The 17,505-nt window shown below is 59.8% G+C and carries 16 protein-coding genes; 1 reads left to right on the top strand and 15 read right to left on the bottom strand.

Going from position 1 to position 17,505, the window contains the following annotated elements:
- Positions 1-17 precede the first annotated feature (17 nt).
- Complete coding sequence (locus tag DSCA_RS25360; RefSeq protein WP_155319102.1) at positions 18-1,676, bottom strand: response regulator; 1,659 nt, start codon at positions 1,674-1,676, stop codon at positions 18-20.
- 291 nt (positions 1,677-1,967) lie between these two features.
- Between DSCA_RS25360 and mutY the strand changes: the two genes are divergently transcribed.
- A complete protein-coding gene (mutY, locus tag DSCA_RS25355) occupies positions 1,968-3,044 on the top strand; it encodes an A/G-specific adenine glycosylase (RefSeq protein ID WP_155319101.1) in 1,077 nt (358 codons plus the stop codon).
- Between the two features lie 55 nt (positions 3,045-3,099).
- On the opposite strand, the gene DSCA_RS25350 is transcribed toward mutY, so the two are convergent.
- The 14 genes from DSCA_RS25350 to DSCA_RS25285 all read right to left on the bottom strand — a co-directional run bounded on the left by DSCA_RS25350 (position 3,100) and on the right by DSCA_RS25285 (position 17,459).
- The gene (locus DSCA_RS25350; protein ID WP_167527952.1) at positions 3,100-5,835 is read right to left on the bottom strand and encodes an ATP-binding protein; all 2,736 of its coding nucleotides are present in this window, start codon (positions 5,833-5,835) and stop codon (positions 3,100-3,102) included.
- Positions 5,836-5,972: 137 nt separating this feature from the next.
- Positions 5,973-6,221 (bottom strand): hypothetical protein, encoded by a 249-nt coding sequence (locus tag DSCA_RS25345; protein WP_155319099.1) that lies wholly within the window; start codon positions 6,219-6,221, stop codon positions 5,973-5,975.
- Between the two features lie 12 nt (positions 6,222-6,233).
- Positions 6,234-6,929, bottom strand: coding sequence for a glycine/sarcosine/betaine reductase selenoprotein B family protein (locus tag DSCA_RS25340; RefSeq protein ID WP_155319098.1), 696 nt, complete (start codon positions 6,927-6,929; stop codon positions 6,234-6,236).
- Between the two features lie 45 nt (positions 6,930-6,974).
- Positions 6,975-7,466: a SoxR reducing system RseC family protein gene (locus tag DSCA_RS25335; protein ID WP_155319097.1), complete on the bottom strand. Its 492-nt coding sequence runs from the start codon at positions 7,464-7,466 to the stop codon at positions 6,975-6,977.
- A 24-nt stretch (positions 7,467-7,490) separates the two neighbouring features.
- Positions 7,491-8,651, bottom strand: a complete 1,161-nt coding sequence (locus tag DSCA_RS25330; protein WP_155319096.1) for a cytochrome c biogenesis protein CcdA — start codon at positions 8,649-8,651, stop codon at positions 7,491-7,493.
- Entirely contained in the window at positions 8,652-10,820 is a 2,169-nt protein-coding gene (locus DSCA_RS25325) for a thioredoxin domain-containing protein (RefSeq protein ID WP_167527951.1), read from the bottom strand. It lies immediately after the preceding gene.
- Positions 10,817-11,263, bottom strand: coding sequence for a rhodanese-like domain-containing protein (locus DSCA_RS25320; RefSeq protein WP_155319094.1), 447 nt, complete (start codon positions 11,261-11,263; stop codon positions 10,817-10,819). The genes DSCA_RS25325 and DSCA_RS25320 overlap by 4 nt, the downstream gene beginning before the upstream one ends.
- Before the next feature lie 275 nt (positions 11,264-11,538).
- Positions 11,539-12,387 carry an ATP phosphoribosyltransferase gene (gene hisG / locus DSCA_RS25315; RefSeq protein ID WP_155319093.1) on the bottom strand — a complete coding sequence of 283 codons (849 nt, stop codon included), beginning with the start codon at positions 12,385-12,387 and terminating at the stop codon, positions 11,539-11,541.
- Positions 12,388-12,629: 242 nt separating this feature from the next.
- The gene (locus tag DSCA_RS25310) at positions 12,630-12,893 is read right to left on the bottom strand and encodes a phosphoribosyl-ATP diphosphatase (RefSeq protein ID WP_155319092.1); all 264 of its coding nucleotides are present in this window, start codon (positions 12,891-12,893) and stop codon (positions 12,630-12,632) included.
- 369 nt (positions 12,894-13,262) lie between these two features.
- Positions 13,263-13,718: an MOSC domain-containing protein gene (locus DSCA_RS25305; RefSeq protein ID WP_155319091.1), complete on the bottom strand. Its 456-nt coding sequence runs from the start codon at positions 13,716-13,718 to the stop codon at positions 13,263-13,265.
- Complete coding sequence (metW, locus tag DSCA_RS25300) at positions 13,715-14,350, bottom strand: methionine biosynthesis protein MetW (RefSeq protein ID WP_231716277.1); 636 nt, start codon at positions 14,348-14,350, stop codon at positions 13,715-13,717. The genes DSCA_RS25305 and metW overlap by 4 nt, the downstream gene beginning before the upstream one ends.
- Complete coding sequence (gene metX / locus DSCA_RS25295; RefSeq protein WP_155319090.1) at positions 14,325-15,497, bottom strand: homoserine O-acetyltransferase MetX; 1,173 nt, start codon at positions 15,495-15,497, stop codon at positions 14,325-14,327. Before metX ends, metW begins: the two co-directional genes overlap by 26 nt.
- Positions 15,490-15,882, bottom strand: a complete 393-nt coding sequence (locus DSCA_RS25290; RefSeq protein WP_155319089.1) for a helix-turn-helix domain-containing protein — start codon at positions 15,880-15,882, stop codon at positions 15,490-15,492. The genes metX and DSCA_RS25290 overlap by 8 nt, the downstream gene beginning before the upstream one ends.
- Positions 15,883-16,091: 209 nt before the next feature.
- Entirely contained in the window at positions 16,092-17,459 is a 1,368-nt protein-coding gene (locus DSCA_RS25285) for a sigma-54 interaction domain-containing protein (protein ID WP_155319088.1), read from the bottom strand.
- Positions 17,460-17,505 lie beyond the last annotated feature (46 nt).

Here is a 17,505-nt window from a genome sequence, read left to right as displayed (position 1 = left end):
ACATGGATGAGCACTATTTAACAGCGAGCCTCCCGTGATTCAGGCAATTTCCCGAAATCGGCCAGCACCTTTCTCAAATCCTCAGCGTTAAACGGCTTGTGCACAATTGCGTTGACACCGGCTTCGACGGCGGCAGCGTTGTCTTGCGTCTCGTTCTGGGTCGTCACCATGACAATCGGCAGGGTCGTTTTCTCAAACTGGCGACGGACTTCCCGTATCAATTCAATGCCGTTGATGTGGGGCATGTTCAGATCGGTGAAAATTAAGTCCGGTGGGTCTGACTTTATTGCCTGCAATGCCTCGGCAGGGAATTCGAAAAGTTTCGATTCGCACCCCAGGCTGTAAAGAATGCCGCGGTAGATGTTGAGGATCATCTTTGAATCGTCCACGGCAAAAACGCTCAGGGCCGCTGCCGCTGTGCTGCTTGCCTGCTCGGTAACGACGGCCGCAAGGTGGTCGTACCCGTTTTTGGCCATCAATCCGACAAAATGGGTGCGAATATCCGGATGGGCCTCCCGGCACAAAAAATCCATGGCGCAGGACTCAAATCCCGCTTCGCCCAAAAGGTCCAGAAAAATGGTTTCACAGCCGGCATTCAGTACCGTTTCGGCGACCAGCCGGGTCTCCCTGTCACCTGCCCGGATCAGGTTTTTCAGTCCGGCGGCCAGCATGGTGTTATAGTTTCGGTCGATTGCCCCGGCGGCGGCCGCCCGTACATTTCCCACCGGATCGCTCAGCCCCTGGGCAAGGGCGAAGGCGCCCCTTTCCACCGGGAGAAGCCCCAGGGCTTCGTAGGCGGCAAAGCGTACGTTGGCATCCTTGGGTTCGTTGTGCAGCAGTTTGCGGATGGGAACGATGGCGCTTTCGTCCCCGATCTCTCCGAGCGCATTGAGGGTGTGGATGAGCAGGTCCGGGTCATCGTGAACCAGGTTGCTGATCAGGATGGGCACGGCTTTGCCCCCCATGTCCCGCAAACGCTGTTTGGCTGCGTTGCGCAGGTGGGCATAATGAGAGGAAAGGGCTTCGTTGAGCCGTTCGATCGCCTCGGGACTCTGGGCGGCGGCAAACACATCCATTATCATGATGTCCAGATCCGGATCGGCTCCCAGTTTTTCCGCCAGCCGCTGGAAGGCCGTGGGGCTGGCCAACTGCCCCAGGGCATAAATGGCGGCAATGGTCAGTTCCAGGCTCCCCGAGTATAAATATTCTGATACGGGGGTGGTGGCCGCCGTCTCACCAATCAACCCCAGGGCCGCGATCACCGCCTTGATCACCATCTCGTCGTCGTCTTCGTTGAGGATTCCCATGAGTTGGGAGGCGGCCCCTTCCAGACGGGTTTCTCCGGCCACCTCCACGAGCACCACACGGTTCTCCCGCTTGGACTCACGGGTGAGCAGCGAAAGCAGCATCTCCGGATGATAAAGGGATTTGGCGTACAGGATTTCCTTGATTTGGGGATAGGTCTGTGCCAGGTCCCGGTGCTCAGCCACCAGGTTGACGATCAGCGGAATCGCAAACATGTCATCCGCCCGGTTCAACTCGAACAGGGCCATTTTACGGACGCCGTCGTCGACGGCACCGATTTTGGCCAGCACCAGCTTGGCTTTGATCATATCCTTTTCACGGATATCGAATCGCAGTTCTTCTATGAAATCCCTGGCATTTATTCCCGGCATGGTCCAACCGTCCTTTTGGTGAAACGGCCGTCTTTCTGAGCCGTCATCGTTGCGATCATCGGTATTGGTGTTTCGGTTTCGCTGAAGGTGGCACGTATAGAGGTATTATCGCCCCATTGCGCCCATACTTTATCCTGCATCTGGCTGAAGCGATAAAATAATGTTACATGCCCAGGCTGGCGGCTGCGCGTGCCCCTCCCAATGGAGGACGGTGACCCTCTCAAGGCAGCACCGGCGGAACACAGGCTGCGGTTTCTGACCGGATACCTGATCAAAAGGAGCGTTGAATCCATGGAAGCGAAACCCCTTCGAAAAAAGCTGCTGGCCTGGTACGCCATCCATCGACGGCGACTGCCCTGGCGGGAGACATCGGATCCCTATGCCATATGGGTCTCGGAAGTCATGCTTCAACAAACCCAGGTGGCCACCGCCATCCCCTACTACCTCCGTTTTTTGGATCGCTTTCCCACACCGGGTCATCTGGCCGAAGCCGACATCCAGGAGGTGCTCAAGCTGTGGGAGGGGCTGGGGTATTATTCACGGGCCCGCAACCTGCACCGGGCAGCCGGGGAGGTGGTGTCCCGTTTCAACGGGCGGGTACCCGATGATCCGGAGGCATTCCAAGCCCTTCCGGGTGTGGGTGACTACATCGCCGCCGCCGTACAGAGCATCGCCTTCGGCCGGGTGCTCCCGGTGGTCGACGGCAATGTCAAACGGGTGCTCGCGCGCCTGTTGGAGATAGACACCCCGGTGAACCGCAGCAATGCCCACAAGATTTTTAAGGTGCCGGCGGGTCGCCTCATCTGCCCGAAGCGACCGGCTGACTTCAACCAGGCCCTCATGGAACTGGGTGCCATCGTCTGCCGCCCGAAAAACCCCGATTGCGGAAACTGCCCGCTTTCAGACCTGTGCATGGCCAACCGGCACCGGACGACGGCGGACTACCCCAAACGGGAGGCTTCCCGAAAAATCCCCCATCGATACCTGGCCATTGGTGTCATCGTAAAAAAGGGCAAGATGCTGGTGGTTCAGCGGCAGATGGAGGGATTTCTGGGCGGGTTGTGGGAATTCCCGGCGGTTCCGGCCGATCGCAGGCAAACCGATACGGCTGGCTTTGAATCCCTGATCACCGCGGAAACCGGCCTGACCATAAAGGTGGACCGCCAATTGACCCGGGTCCGGCATGCCTATACCCATTTCAGGCTCACCGGGGATGTCTACCTGTGCCGGCACGCGGCCGGCCGGGTGCGTTTGCGAAGCGCCCGGGGCCATCGGTGGGTGACCCTTCGGTCGCTGGCACGCCTGCCCCTGCACAAGGCCAACCACAAGTTCCTGGACGCCCTGGCGGCCGCCTTGGGGTCGACGTAATAATACCATCCCAATCGGGACAGACCGTGGCCCGGATTGCAGGCCCTTGACGCCGTCATGCCGAAGCGGGGTCGGCATCCAGCACCTCACGAATGGTTCGGGAGAGTTCCTGGACGGTAACCGGCTTCATGAGCAGGGCGCGGATGCCCGAGGTCGAGGCCAGTTCCGAGGACATGCGCTTGCTGAACCCCGTGCAGATGATCACGGGAATGTCGGGCCGCTGGTCCAGAATCTGTGCTGCCAGTTGATCACCGGTCATACCGGGCATGGTCATGTCCGTGATCACCAGGTCGAATTCATCCGGCCGGGCCTTGAACGTTTCCAACGCCTGGGCGGCGCGTGTCGTGCCGACGGCATCATACCCGAGATCGCCAAGCATCTCCACGCCGACCTCCACCAGAAGGTCCTCGTCGTCGACAAAAAGGATGCGCTCGGACCCTTTCGCGTAGGCGACGGATTGCCGGGTCTCCGCCTCGGCCGGATTGTCCAGCACCGGGAAAAGAACCCTGAAAACAGACCCCTCGCCCTTCACGCTCTCGACAAAAATCCGACCGCCATGATCGTTGACGATGCCGTGCACCGTGGCCAGCCCCATACCGGTTCCCTCACCCACTGCCTTGGTGGTGTAGTACGGTTCGAAAATCCGGTCCGATACCTCCTTGTCCATGCCGGTGCCCGTATCCCCCACTGAAAGCTGAAGATAGAGACCGGGCGCCAGATCTTCCTCGGCGGTCACTTCAAGCGCATCCACGTTATGGACCTCCAGGGTCACGGTCAACTTCCCCCCCCGTGCCTCCATGGCATGGGCCGCGTTGGTGCAAAGGTTCATCAACACCTGGTGAATCTGGGTCTGGTCAGCCATGACGGTTCCCAGGCTGGAGGGAATCTTCTGTATGATGTCGATCGTGGAGGGAATGGAGGCGCGCAGCAGTTTCACCACTTCCTTGAGCACGATGGCAATATCGCAGGGCACCTTCTGGGATTTGCCCTGCCGGGTAAAGGTGAGAATCTGCTCCACCAGGCCTTTTGCCCGCTCGCTGGCCTTGAAAATGTTTCCCACATACCCCTGCACCCGGGAATCCCCGGCCGTGTGCATCTGGGTGAGTTGGGCATACCCCAGTATCGCGCCTAGGATATTATTGAAATCATGGGCAATACCGCCTGCCAGGGTACCGATGGCCTCCATTTTCTGGGCCCGCTGCAGCTTTAATTCCAGGCGTTCCCGTTCAGCATCGGATTCTTTTTTGGCACTGGTGTCGATGATGATCCCCGCCATGGTTTCCGGATGGCCGTCTTTGTCGAACCGGACCACTTTGGCTTTGGTGTGAAACCATTTCCACAGGCCCTGCATGCACTGAAGACTGAATTCATAGTCAAACAGCGGTGAACGGCCGGCCACATGCTGGTTGAACCGGTGTTTGATTTCTTTCCAGGTCTCCGCAGAGGTCTTTTGCCGGATAAATGTCAAGCCCTCTGCCAGATCCGACTGGCCGTATCCCAGCAGGGAATAGATGCGCTGGTCAATGTGGAACGCACCGGATTTCAAATTCAGCTGCCAGACACCGGCGCCGCTTACATCCAGGGCAAGCAGGAGCCGGTCTTCACTTTCCTTGCGGTCGGATTCCATCCTGCGCTGCTCGGTGATGTCCCTGGCGATGCCCTGGGTGCCGACAAAAACCTTGACACCGGATTCGCCGGAAACGTATAGCCCCTCGGCATCCACCAGGAACAGGGGATCCCGTTCCGGATCACTCCTGCCGTCGTCGGTATAATCGCCGAAGGCGTGAATGGCCAGCCGCTTGGTGCTTCGGCCGCCGGTGCGACGATCATTGATCCGATATCTGGCGTTGGCCCTGTCGTCTTCATGAATGTAATCCAGAAAAAATCGCCCGATCAGTTCATCCGGCGTCACCCCATAGCGCCGTATCGCATCGCTGACAAAGGTGAACCGGCCCATGGTGTCCAGCCGGTAGATCACATCGGGCGTCGAGCGGATAATCGAATCGAGCTCCTGTTGGGAGCTCAGCAGGGCGGATTCCGCATCCCTGTGTTCCACAATTTCCTTTTCGAGCCGTCGATTCACCTTTTTCAGGGACTGCTGACGGCGCTGAATCCGCTCCGCCATGGTATTGAAACGCGATACAATGGTGCGGATTTCCTGCTGAGGAGCCTGCAAATCCACAAAATCGAATTCACCCCGGGATATTTGCTCAGTGTGCTCGATCAGCTGGTTCAGGGGAAAAATGAGAAACACCTTCAAAACGATCCGGAGGGTGACCACCAGCACCACAATGACCGCCGCCAGAATAACCATGCTCAGGCCCATGAGCTGGCGCTGCCGCTCATGGAACAATTTGGAGTTCAGGGCGATTTCAAGGTGCCCCACCACGGCCTCGCCGTGCATGATGACCGCCCTTTTCTCGGCGGCTCGAACCTGGCCGTCACGGCGTTTTTCAAAAAGCACCCGTCCCTCGTGATCGGTTACCCGCAGCGTTTCGACCAAGGCATTTTCGAAAAAAGAAAAACAGATTTTGTCGACCCCCTCCTCATCGATGTTCCAGATGGGAAGTTCCAGCGAGTCCTTCAGGTAATCGCTGAATCCCTTCAGGGTGTCGTTGCTCTGCACCGTCGCCTTGTGGGACAGGTAAGCATATGTCAGGCTGACGACCAGGACGGACACAACCACCACCACAAGTATGATGCTGACGATCAAGTCACGGTACAAGGTCCGTCGGGAAGGAATATCGGAATCGGGTCGGAGCTGATTGTCGCTATTTTCGGGAGTCGCCAATGCCATATCCGGGATGGTTTCGTTTCAACGGAATTTACCGGTAACGGTGAACACGAATACCGGATTCAACGGAATATATCGGCATGCGGGGACCGGACAATAGTTTTTTTTTGTTCAGCGGGAGACCCCAATTCCCGTCAGGCCAGCCGATGGTGCGCCATGATTGGTCGATCCGCAGTATCCAGCAGGTTCAGCGCGGCTTGCATCACCCCCCGCTGGATCCGGGCGTCGCCCACCGGCCCCACCGGTCGTCCCAGAAGAAAGGGCGTCAGCAGAACCCGGGGAAGGGCCATCTTTTTCAACGGCTGTTCAAAGGCGGCGACGGCCACCACCACCGTTGGGATTCCCGCAGCTTCCATCAGGCGTGCGACGTGTCCCACGGACACGTGGCACACCGGTCAGACCGGCACCAGCAGCGCGGCATCCATCTTTTGCCGCTTGAACCGCTGCACCCACGCGGGGCCGTCTTTTTTCAGCAGGCGGACCTGCGAGCATGCCCCCACGAAGGAATATGCCGGATCGGAAAGGCCTGCGAAGACCCCGTCTTCCGACAGTTCGCGAAGCGGTTGCAGCGGCAGACTCACGTTGGGGTCACGCCTGGCGCCCCGCACATCGTATCCGCCGTGGCGAACCTCCAGCCGCACCGCCGGGGTGTCTACCGGGATGGCACTCAAAACGGGGGATTCTTTTAAAAAGGACATGATCTGCTGCTCCGCCTGGGCCTGGGTCATATGCTCCACCCCGAGCGGGTGGGGATCGTCACCGCTGACAAAATGGCCGCTGGAGGTCAACAGCATCAGGCGGGCTCGGGACAGGGGGGTGCTCATGGGGGTGAAGGGCCCCGTATCGTATACCGCACGGGCTTCCTGCTGGTAGGCAAGCGCCTGGCCCCGGCGGATGTGCGCGTATACCGGCGACGGGTCCCCGGTGTCGTATGCGTCCACGATCCTGGCCAGCAGCCCCTGGAGAAAATCCGCTCCTTGATCGTCGGACAGCCCCGCCAGGAATTTGAAGCTCATGTCCGACCGGCTGCCGTAGAAGAATGATTTTTTAAAAGATTCAAAGGTCTCTTTGCGCTCGGGATGCTCGCTCATGATGTCGCTCCTTGGGATTGTTTGTCGTCAGATTCAAAGGGGGCTTTATTGTCCACCGCAGCCGCATCCCGACGACGGGCGGTGAGGCGAAGAACCAAACCGGATGTTGACGATTCGGGTGATCACCGGCAGAACGGGCCGGCTTGCCGTCCAGATTCGGGATATGAAAACGGAGACCACGAAACCCAGGGTAAATCCCCCGAGGCCGAAAGCAATGCTGTGGCCGCTGCCCGACTCCGCCAGGCCGCCTGAAACGAACGCACCGGCAAAGGCACCGGCCAGCAGCCCGAACACGGGGACCAGGTAAAGCACGGCCATGCGGGAAAGGATGGCCCCGGATGCCACCGTGAGGGTCACCCGGTCCCCCACCGACGCCCCGGCCCGGTTGAGTGCCGGCGTCTTCTGGGTCCGGGCGGCCCGCCCCCCGTGACATTGGGACACCGCCGTGCAGCTGCCGCAGCCCTGGCCTTTTTCGGCGACCACCGTTGCCCGGCCGTTCTCGCCGGTCGCCACCACATAACCGATTGTCTGTGCCATGTTCCATCTCCGTTGGAGGAAAGCCTATCCGGCGGCCGATTTCAGCATTTCAACCAGGGTGTCGGCCCCCACCATCCCGGTGTGGCGATGCACCGGCTGCCCCTGCCCGTTCAATACCACGATGTACGGGATGGCGCGACCGCCGAAACGGTCGAATACTTCCCGACGTCTCTGGTCCACCCGGGTCAGATCCACCTGCAGCGGGATGACCCCCAGGGTGTCGATGACCTCGATCAGATTCCGGTCCCTGAAGGTGGTGCGCGCCAGAGCCTTACAATTGATGCACCAGTCGGCGGTAAACTCCACCAGGACCGGCTGTCCGGCGGCCTGTTCGACAAGGGCGTCGGAATAAACCTGCCAGGGGATGCCCCCGCCGTGATCCCGCAAGGAGATATTCTGGTAACCGGTCAGGGTCGCCAGTGCCAGGGCCATCATCCCAACCGGCCGCAGCCTGGCCCGCGCCCCACCGGTGAACAGGAACACCAGCCATGCGCCACCTCCCAGCATTAACCCTATCCAACCGGCCTGTCGCAGAGCGGCGGGCAGGAATCCCTGAACAAAAAACAGGCCGCCGCCCAACAGGACGAAACCGAGAAGGTTTTTAAAATGAACGGCCAGCCGGCTGTTGAATGACAGTCGGGTCAGCAGACCGGGCCAGAGCATCAGCATCACGTACGGAAACGCCAGGCCGCTGCCGATGGCACCGAAGGTGACGATGGCGTCAAACGGTGATCGGGTGGCGGTGAACGCCAGTACCGATCCCAGAAACGGACCCGAGCAGGGGGTGGAAAGCACGCCGGCCAGGGCGCCGGTAAGAAATGCACCCAGGTGGCGGCTCATGGGTGCCCGGTATACGAACTGGGGCAGGCACCAGGACCAGCCGGTGAAGGTGGCGACCGCCGCGGCAAACAGGAAAAAGGACAAGAGCAGCCGGAACCAGGGATGCTGAAACTGTTGCCCCCACATCAATCCGAAGCCGGCGGTAAGGGCACCCAGCACAATGAAAAAGGCCAGGCTGCCGGCCAGCAGGGCAGCGGCGGCCAGGGCCCGCGAGCGCCTCGTGCCGGTCGTTTCCCGCAGCAGCGCCTGAATTTTGAAAGGCATCACCGGCAACACGCAGGGCATCAGGTTGAGCATCACACCGGCGCCGAAGGCGAGGGCGCTCTGGGCGACAATCGTTTCCATTTATGAAGCCCTCAATTGTTGCATGAGCGCGTCCCCGGTCGACACCGGCAGCTGGCAGGCCCCGTTTTGGCAGACATAGGCGGTGGTCTGGCCGCCGGCAGCGCGTTTTTCTTTGAACAGGGGAAATCGCCGTGACAATTGCGCCGCCTTCGATTCGGTAACGATCATGGCCGGGCTGCCGGGAAGAAAAACGGGTCTCAGTCCATCGGCGAACCGACGGGCATCGGCACCGGCGGGCGTCACGATAATCACCTGCCGGGGCGGATGCAGAAAGTCATCCAGAGCCAGGAGCATTTCGCCGAAAGCGGACGGATTGGCCGCCATGACGGTCGAAAAGGCGACAAAGCCCTGCTCTGCCCGCTTCAGATAGGAGGGGTCCAGGGTCAGGGCGTTCAGGCGCAGCAGGTTCATCAGGGCAACGGCATTTCCCGAAGGCAGGGCGCCGTCCAGGGCGGGCTTCTCGCGTACGATGAGCACCTCATGGTCGTCAGCCGTCATAAAAAAACCGCCGTTTTCAGTGTCTTCAAAATCCTCGGCAAGGACCCGGTCCAATTCGACGGCGCGGGTCAGCCAATACAATTCGGCCGTTGCTTCAAACAGATCCAGCAGGCCGGCAGCCACAAAGGCGTGGTCATCGAGGAACCCGTTTCCCCGCGCGAGGCCGTCCTTGAAACTTCGTTTGAGCCTGCCGTTGGCCACCATCCGGTCCAGAATAAATTCGGCCGCCCGACCGGCGCGGTCGAGGTAGTCCGAATCGTCCAGGGCAAATCCCGAGCGGGCAAAGGCGGAAATCATCAGCCCGTTCCAGGCGGCCAGGATTTTCTCATCCCGCAACGGTGCCGGACGCTGCAGACGATGGGCATATAATGCCGCATTGATCCGTTCGACGGCCGATGCCAGACCAACCGGCGACAGGCCCAGATCCGCGGCCAGGTGATCGAGCACCCGCGGCAGGAAAAGAACCGAGCGCCCCTCGAAATTGCCACCGGCCGCCACGCCGTATACCGCTGCGGCAATGCGCGCATCATCGCTCCCGAGGACGCCGTCGAGTTCTTCAGCCGTCCAGGTGAAAAACCACCCCTCCTCCCGATGCCCGGATGGTGTCAGGCTGTCCGCATCGGTGGCCGAATAAAATCCCCCCTCCGGGGAAGTCATCTCGCGGGCCACATAATCCAGGGTGTTTATGGCCACCTGGCGGAACCGTTCGTTGCCGGTGGCCTGCCACCCCTCGATGTAGGCCGGCACCAGCAGGGCATTGTCGTACAGCATCTTTTCGAAATGGGGAACCTGCCATCGCTCATCGGTTGAATAGCGGTGAAAGCCGCCGCCCACCTGGTCGTTCATGCCCCCGGCGGCCATCTTCTCCAGAGTCAGGGCGGCCATGTTCAGGCTCTGGGTGTCACCGGTGCGGCGATGGTGCCGCAGCAGCAAGCGAATCGGCAGGGAACTGGGAAACTTGGGGGCACCGGCGATCCCGCCGTGCACCGGGTCGAAACGGGTCTTTCCGGACGAGACGGCACGTTCCAGCACCTCTGCCATGGGCAGTCGGCCGCCGGCGGCCGGCGCCAGCATCCGCCGCACCGCCCTGGAAAGCTCACCGGCTGACCGGTCCACCAGTTCCCGCTTGTCGTCGTAGCTGCTGCGGATCTTCTCCAGCAGGGTCAGAAACCCCACCGGCGAACCGCGGTCGCCGTCCCGGGCCGGGAAATAGGTACCCCCGTAAAAGGGCTCCCGGTCCGGGGTCAGCCACACCGTCATGGGCCATCCGCCCCGGCCGGTTATGGCCTGGACGGCACTCATGTAAATCGCATCCACGTCCGGCCGTTCTTCCCGATCCACCTTGACGGCAATGTAGTTGGCGTTGATATAGCCGGCAATTTCCTCGTCTTCGAAGGACTCTTCCTCCATGACGTGGCACCAGTGACAGGTGGCGTACCCCACGGAGAGCAGCACCGGCCGGTCCATGCGCCCGGCGGCGGCAAAGGCCTCATCTCCCCAGGGGTACCAATCCACCGGGTTGTGCGCATGCTGGATCAGATAAGGGCTGGATTCGAGAAACAGCCGATTGGTATAGATGGCCTGCCCCTTATCGTCGAGATGACGGGTTCGGGGGCGGTAGGCATCCCCGCGCCGCCGGATCATTTTTCGGATTTGACGCTCAAGGGTCAAGGTATCACCTCTTTTTCCCGCCCGGACCATTGAACCAGCGGATATTGTTCGCGCGACCAGCCGTTGATGCCACTGGCCAGATGATAGGCGCGACGAAAGCCCAGCGTCTCGAATATGGCGAGGCTCTTTCCGCTGCGGTTGCCGCTGCGGCAGTAGATCAGATAGGTTTTGTCCCGATCCAGGGATTTGAGCCGATCCACGAAGTCGCGGGAATGATAATCCAGCAGCAGCGCGCCTTGAATGTGCCCGCCATTGTATTCCCGGGAGGTGCGGACGTCGAGCAGCACCACATCGGGATTCCCCTGATGCCTGTCGAGCAGGGATTTGAACTGGTGCGGGGTTATGGCCTGCACCCCTGCCTTCCCCGCCGAAGCCATGCACGCCTGGGCCCCGATCAGCAAGATCAGCAGCGTCACCATCCCTATTGATCGTCGTCTGTTCATGGTCCACCTTTCACTTTCGGATATTGTCCCTCGATGCCTGACGGAGCAGGGTCCCCGCCCGTACGGATACCACAATGTGGTTAAAATAAGATCCGATTCCGTTTTTTCAATCAATCCAAAACGAGCGGTTCGGGACGGCCCGGGCGGAACGCGAAGGGCCGGCGGCGTTCAATGCACGGATTATAAAGCGAAAACAGCGGTTCCAGCGCCTCAGAAACACAGGATACGGACGGTTAGCCAGGCAGGATGGATGGAACGGTATGCTTTTCCGGGCGCTATATCCGGCAGGTGCGGATATCGGTGATGATAATGCCCTTGGCGCCAATTTTGGTGAGGCTGTCCATGATCTGATTGACGTCCCGTTTTTTGGACATGGATTTGACCGCCATCCACCCTTTTTTGCTCAGCGGGGAAATCGTGGGGGATTCGATGCCCGGGGTGACCACGCAGGCCATCTCCAGCATGTTCTCGGGAATGTCGTATTCCACCATGACATATTCCCGGGCCACGACGATACCACGGATGCGGTCCAAAAAGGTGTGCACCGTCTTCTGGCCTCCGATGTCGCGGGTTCGGGCCGCCAGAATGGCCTCACTGTGCAGTAACGGCTGCCCGAGCACCTTGAGTCCGGCCGCCTTGAGGGTTCGTCCGGTCTGGACCACATCGGCGATGACGTCGGCCACCCCCAGCCGGATCGAGATTTCCACGGCCCCGTCCAGGCGGATGATGTCCGCGTCCACACCGCGGCGCTCAAGGTCCTCGAGGACCAATCGGGGGTATGAGGTGGCGATGCGCATGCCGGCGAACCGATCCGGATCCAGTTCCGATTCCTCGGGACCGGCATAGTGGAAATCAGACCGGCCGAATCCCAGCGACATCAGTTCCACGACATCCGCTCCGCTGTCCAGGGCCAGATCCCGTCCGGTCACCCCCATGTCCAGGATGCCGTTGCTCACATAAATGGCGATATCCCGGGGCCGCAGGAACACGAATTCCACCCCATTGGCGTTATCGAAAACGATCAGTTCACGGCTGTAGCGCCGGCAGTTGTAACCGGCCTCCCGAATCAACCGGACCGCGTCTTCGGAGAGGGATCCCTTGTTGGGCAGGGCTATTTTCAGCATGGGCAAAAATTCCTTTTCAGGTCATCGGAATGGCACGAGGCGGACGTCATCCACTATGGCGTTGGTGTGTTAGGGGCATGTGAGCGATCAAAAAATATCAGATTCCATTCACAGAAGGTAGGTTTGGGTTCAGGCCAAGGCCGCAGGGAGGTTGAAACCGGAGACGTAGCGACGCTACGTCGAGGATTTCAGCCGAGCGAGAACGCCGGCCTGGGCCGAAAGATGCCTTTTGTGGATGGAATCTACAGGTGGCGGTAGACATCCTCCAACTCCAGATCGCAGGCCAACATCATCACCTGGACATGGTAGAGCAGTTGGGAAATTTCTTCGGCGGTATGTTCACGGCCTTCGTGCTCGGCTGCCATCCACACCTCGCAGGCCTCCTCGATCACCTTTTTGCCAATGGCGTGGATCCCTTTTTCCAGCTGCCGAACCGTTCCCGAATGGGGGTCCTTGGACGCAGCTTTCTCCTTGAGTTCGGCAAACAGGGCTTCAAATGATTTCATCGGACGGGCATCCCTTGCGACCGCGGCCTTCCACACCGAACCCGGGTGGACGGCACCGGCATCTGAGGTTCGTTTTCACTGTCGGCCTCTCTTAACAGAAAAAGCGCGGCCCGACAATGGGCTGCGGCCGATAGCGCCGGATGCTCACCAGGGACGTGGTAACGAAAGGGCCTGAAAAAGGAAGGGCGGCTCTGCTGTTGTGGGGTAGTCGAGCAGAGCCGCCAAGGGTAGAGGGATTGAGTAGTACATATGGGGTGTTGAAAATAAAGTAACCAAAGATATGGTGCCTGTCAAGGATTAATTACCACATTGTGGCAATTAATTTTTCATGCCGCCGGAAATTACCGGAAATTAAAGGATCGGTGCTGCTTACCGCCCGGTCGGTTCGACCGGCTCGGCCATGAGCGCAAGGGAGTCCCCGCAAACGATTTCACCGCCACGGATCACGCGGGCAAACACCCCCTCCCGGGGCATGATGCAGTCCCCGGCCTGGTAATAGATGGCGCAGGGTTTGTGGCAGGTCTTGCCGATCTGGGAGACCTCGACGACCACCGTTGAACCCAGCTTCACCCGGGTCCCCACCGGCAGGGTCTTCCAGTCGACGCCCACGGTGGCCACGTTTTCGGCAAAATCCCCGAAATCCACCGTCAGGCCTTTTTCCCGTGCCGCCTGGATGCTTTCCGATGCCAGAAAACTCACCTGCCGGTGCCAGTCACCGGCATGGGCATCACCTTCCAGTCCATGGTTTTCAATTACATTGACCCGATCCACGAGGGTTTTCCGGGTTCCTTTTTTGCGGCTGACCGCAATGGATACGATTTTCATGGTCCCTCCTTGGCGATCAGAAACAGGCCATAGGTGGCAAACAAGTCCGGCCAGAAGCGTACGATCCTGCCGGAATGGTCCCGCCGGTCCGTGTTGATGGCGACCTCTTTCAAAATATTAAATCCCACCCGCCGGGCATATCTTCTGAAATCAGACAGGGTGATCACCCGGATGTTGGGCGTATCGTGCCACTGGTAAGGCAGTTGCGGCGTCACCGGTGCATGGCCGGTCAATGCCAGCATCAGGCGAACCCGCCAGTGGCTGAAGTTGGGAAAACTGACCACGCTCTGCCTCCCGATGCGCAGCATCTCCCGGATCAGGGGCGCCGGATCGTATATCTGCTGGAGCGTCTGGGCCAGGATCACATAATCGAACGCATGGTCCGGATAATCGCCGACCTCTTGGTTGATGTCCCCCTGCAGTACGGTCAGCCCCCGCGCGATGCAGCGGGCCACACAGTTTTCGTCCAGGTCGATGCCGGTGCAGATCGCATTTTTGCGGGTTTTCAAATAGTCGAGCAGCGCCCCGTCTCCGCATCCCAGCCCCAGCACCCGGGCACCCTGCGGAATCCAGGATGCCACCAGGCGAAGGTCGTAGCGAATGCCGTTATCGGTTTGGCAGGCCGTTGTCACCGTCCAGAAATCCTTTCATGATGCCTGAGAGGCGCTCACTGGGCAGCAGGAAGGCATCATGCCCCCACCGGGCCTCGATTTCACAGAAGCTAACATCCAGGCCGTTTTTTTTCATGGCCTTGACCATGGCCCTGGACTGGTAGGTCGGGTAGAGCCAGTCCGAGGTGAAAGAGACCACCAGAAAGCGGGCCCGGGCATTGGAAAATGCCGCCACGGCCGAGCCGTCCCCGAAATGGCGCTCGAGGTCAAAATAGTCCGCCGCCTTGGTGATGTACAAAAAGGCGTTGGCATCGAAGCGGTCCACGAACTTCCGGCCCTGATAGCGCAGATAGCTTTCCACCTGGAAATCGGCATCGAAATTAAAGGAAAAATCGGACTTGTCCTGGAGGCGGCGGCCGAACTTGAGCCGCATGGACTCGTCGGAAAGATAGGTGATGTGTCCGATCATCCGGGCCACGGCCAGCCCGAGGTCCGGCTTCTGCCCATGGTAATAGTCCCCGTTGTTCCAGTTGGGGTCGGCCATGATGGACTGCCTGGCCACCTCGTTGAATGCAATGGCCAGGGCGCTGTGCCGGGTGGTGGTGGCCAGAAGCACGGCGGATTGAACCATGTCCGGGTAGCGCACGCTCCACTCGAGGGCCTGCATGCCGCCCACGGACCCACCGATGACCGCGCACAGCCGGTTCACCCCCAGATGATCCAAAAGCCGCTTCTGGGCAGCCACCATATCGCCGATGGTAACCACGGGAAAATTCAACCCGTATGGCTTTCCGGTGGCCGGATCGACGGATGCCGGCCCGGTGGACCCCATGCAGCTGCCCAGGATGTTCGAGCAGACCACGAAATGGCGCTCCGTATCGATCCCCTTTCCCGGCCCGACCATGAAATCCCACCAGCCGGGCTTATCGTCGCTGTCGGTATAGGTACCGGCCACATGGGCGTCGCCGGAGAGCGCGTGCAGAATCAGCACCGCATTGGTCCCCGCCGCATTGAGACGGCCGCATGTTTCATAGGCGATGGTCACCGGCCCGATGGTGGCGCCACAGGCCAGTGTCATGGCGTCCGGCGGCCGGGCAAAGGTGAGGGCCTGCTTTTCCACCCGGCCCACCGAAACCCCCTGCTGGTCGTGCCGGATATACTCACTCATGGTCAATCTTGGACAGGATCGTCTTGAAGACATCACAGGTGTGGCACAGCTTCATCTTTTCCTTCCACGATTCGTGGACGGTACCGTCGCAGATGGTGCCGTTGATGAACCAGCACAGGTCACCGGTGGAAAATTCCCAGGCCGGGCATTGTTCCCGCTGCTCCTGGGGGCAGGAACGCACGATCCAGCAGGGCGTGACATCCGTTTTTCCGCACAATTTGCGGGTGAGCAGAAAATAGAGCTGGCGCTCCACATGGACCGGAATGGACCGCCAGCCCTGCTCGTAGCTGTGGATCGCCTTGATGGAGGTCCCGAGAAGCTGGGCCATCTGTTTCTGTGTCTTTTTCAGCTTTTTCCGCAGGACGCTGAACTCTTTGTCTTTCATGGTCTCTGATGTCCGGTTTCCGGTTCCTGGTTGGCATGAACCGGTTTTTTCCGAAATAAGCCGTCACGGCCAGCTTACGGGCAAAAGTTCAAAATTTAAATTAAGATGCCACGCGGTGGTACAAATGTCAACGGCATTTTATCGGGCCACGGCTATCGGGCGGACGGTGCCACGCAGGGGAAATCCCCGACACCGGAATGAAGCGCGGGTCAACCCACATCCTGTTTAATGTCGATCCCGAACTTTTTCATGCGTTTCCAGACGGTCACCCGGCTGACGCCCAGCATCTTGGCGGCCTTGGACTGATTGCCGCCGGCCTGCCGCAGCACGTCGATCAACCCCTGCCTGCCCTTGACGCAAGCCGGGTCCAGCTCGCACACCGCCTGTTGATCGACGCTGCCGTTGACAATCTTGTGGGGCAGGTGCTGAACGCCGATACCGCCGCTCTGGCAAAGTACGAACGCATACTCGATGGCATTGCGCAGTTCCCTGACATTGCCCGGCCACGCGTATTCGGTCAGGGCCTCCAGGGCGTCGGGGGTCAGCCCCAGAATCTTCTTCCCACTGCTGACGGCATTACGCCGGATGAAACTCTGGGCAATCAGGGGAATGTCTTCCCGACGCCCGGACAACGGCGGACAGTTCAATGGAAAAACGTTGATCCGAAAATAAAGATCTTCGCGAAACAGGCCTTTTTGGATCAGGGTCTCCAAGCGCTTGTGGGTGGCGGTGATCACCCGCACATCCACGGGAATGGGGCGGTTGTCACCCACCCGCTCGATTTTCCGGTCCTCCAGCACCCGCAGCAGCTTGATCTGGATCGCAGGAGGGATGTCACCGATCTCGTCCAGAAAAAGGGTGCCTTCATGAGCCGCCTCGAAGCGCCCTACACGGGTGCGATCAGCACCGGTGTAAGCCCCTTTCACGTGACCGAAAAGCTCGCTCTCGAGCAGGTTTTCGTTCAGGGCCGCACAGTTGACCTTGACGTAGGGTTTGTCCCGGCGGGCGCTCGCCCGGTGGATGGCCCGGGCCACCAGTTCCTTGCCGCTGCCGCTCTCTCCCTGGATCATCACCGGCGTCTCGGACTGGGCCACATTGTCGATCATCTCGAACAGATCGATCATCACCGGGGACTTGCCCAGGATGCCGTGATATCCCTCATCCAGGTAAAACGTCTTGCGCAGGTTGCTGATCTCCTGCTGCTGGCGGATCTTTTCGGTAATGTCGGTCAGGGTTTCCACGGCGCCGATGATGTCGCCCTTTTCATTGCGCAGCACCGAGGCGCTCTTGACAATGTGCACCGAATGGCGGTCTTTGTTGGTGATCAGGCACTTCTTCTCTCTGATGGACCCCCTGTTGAAGAGACCGCACCACTGGGTGCCGGCACCCTTGCCGATAATTTTACACCCGGTGCAGTTCAATATGCGACAGGACTTTCCGATCAGTTCATCGGCCGTGTAGCCGGTTACCCGCTCCGCCGCCGGGTTGGCCGCAATGATTCTTCCCTTCGGGTCTACCACCATCAATCCGTCCTGCAAGGTGTCCACGATGGTTTTCCAGTATTTGGCAATGTCCATAACGCCTCCGCGAAGTGTTAACCCTGTCAAGGCAACATGCTAACCT

This window comes from Desulfosarcina alkanivorans (genome assembly GCF_009688945.1).
Lineage (GTDB): Bacteria > Desulfobacterota > Desulfobacteria > Desulfobacterales > Desulfosarcinaceae > Desulfosarcina > Desulfosarcina alkanivorans.
Note: the sequence above shows the minus strand (reverse complement) of the source record. Positions and strands in the feature narration are given on the sequence as shown.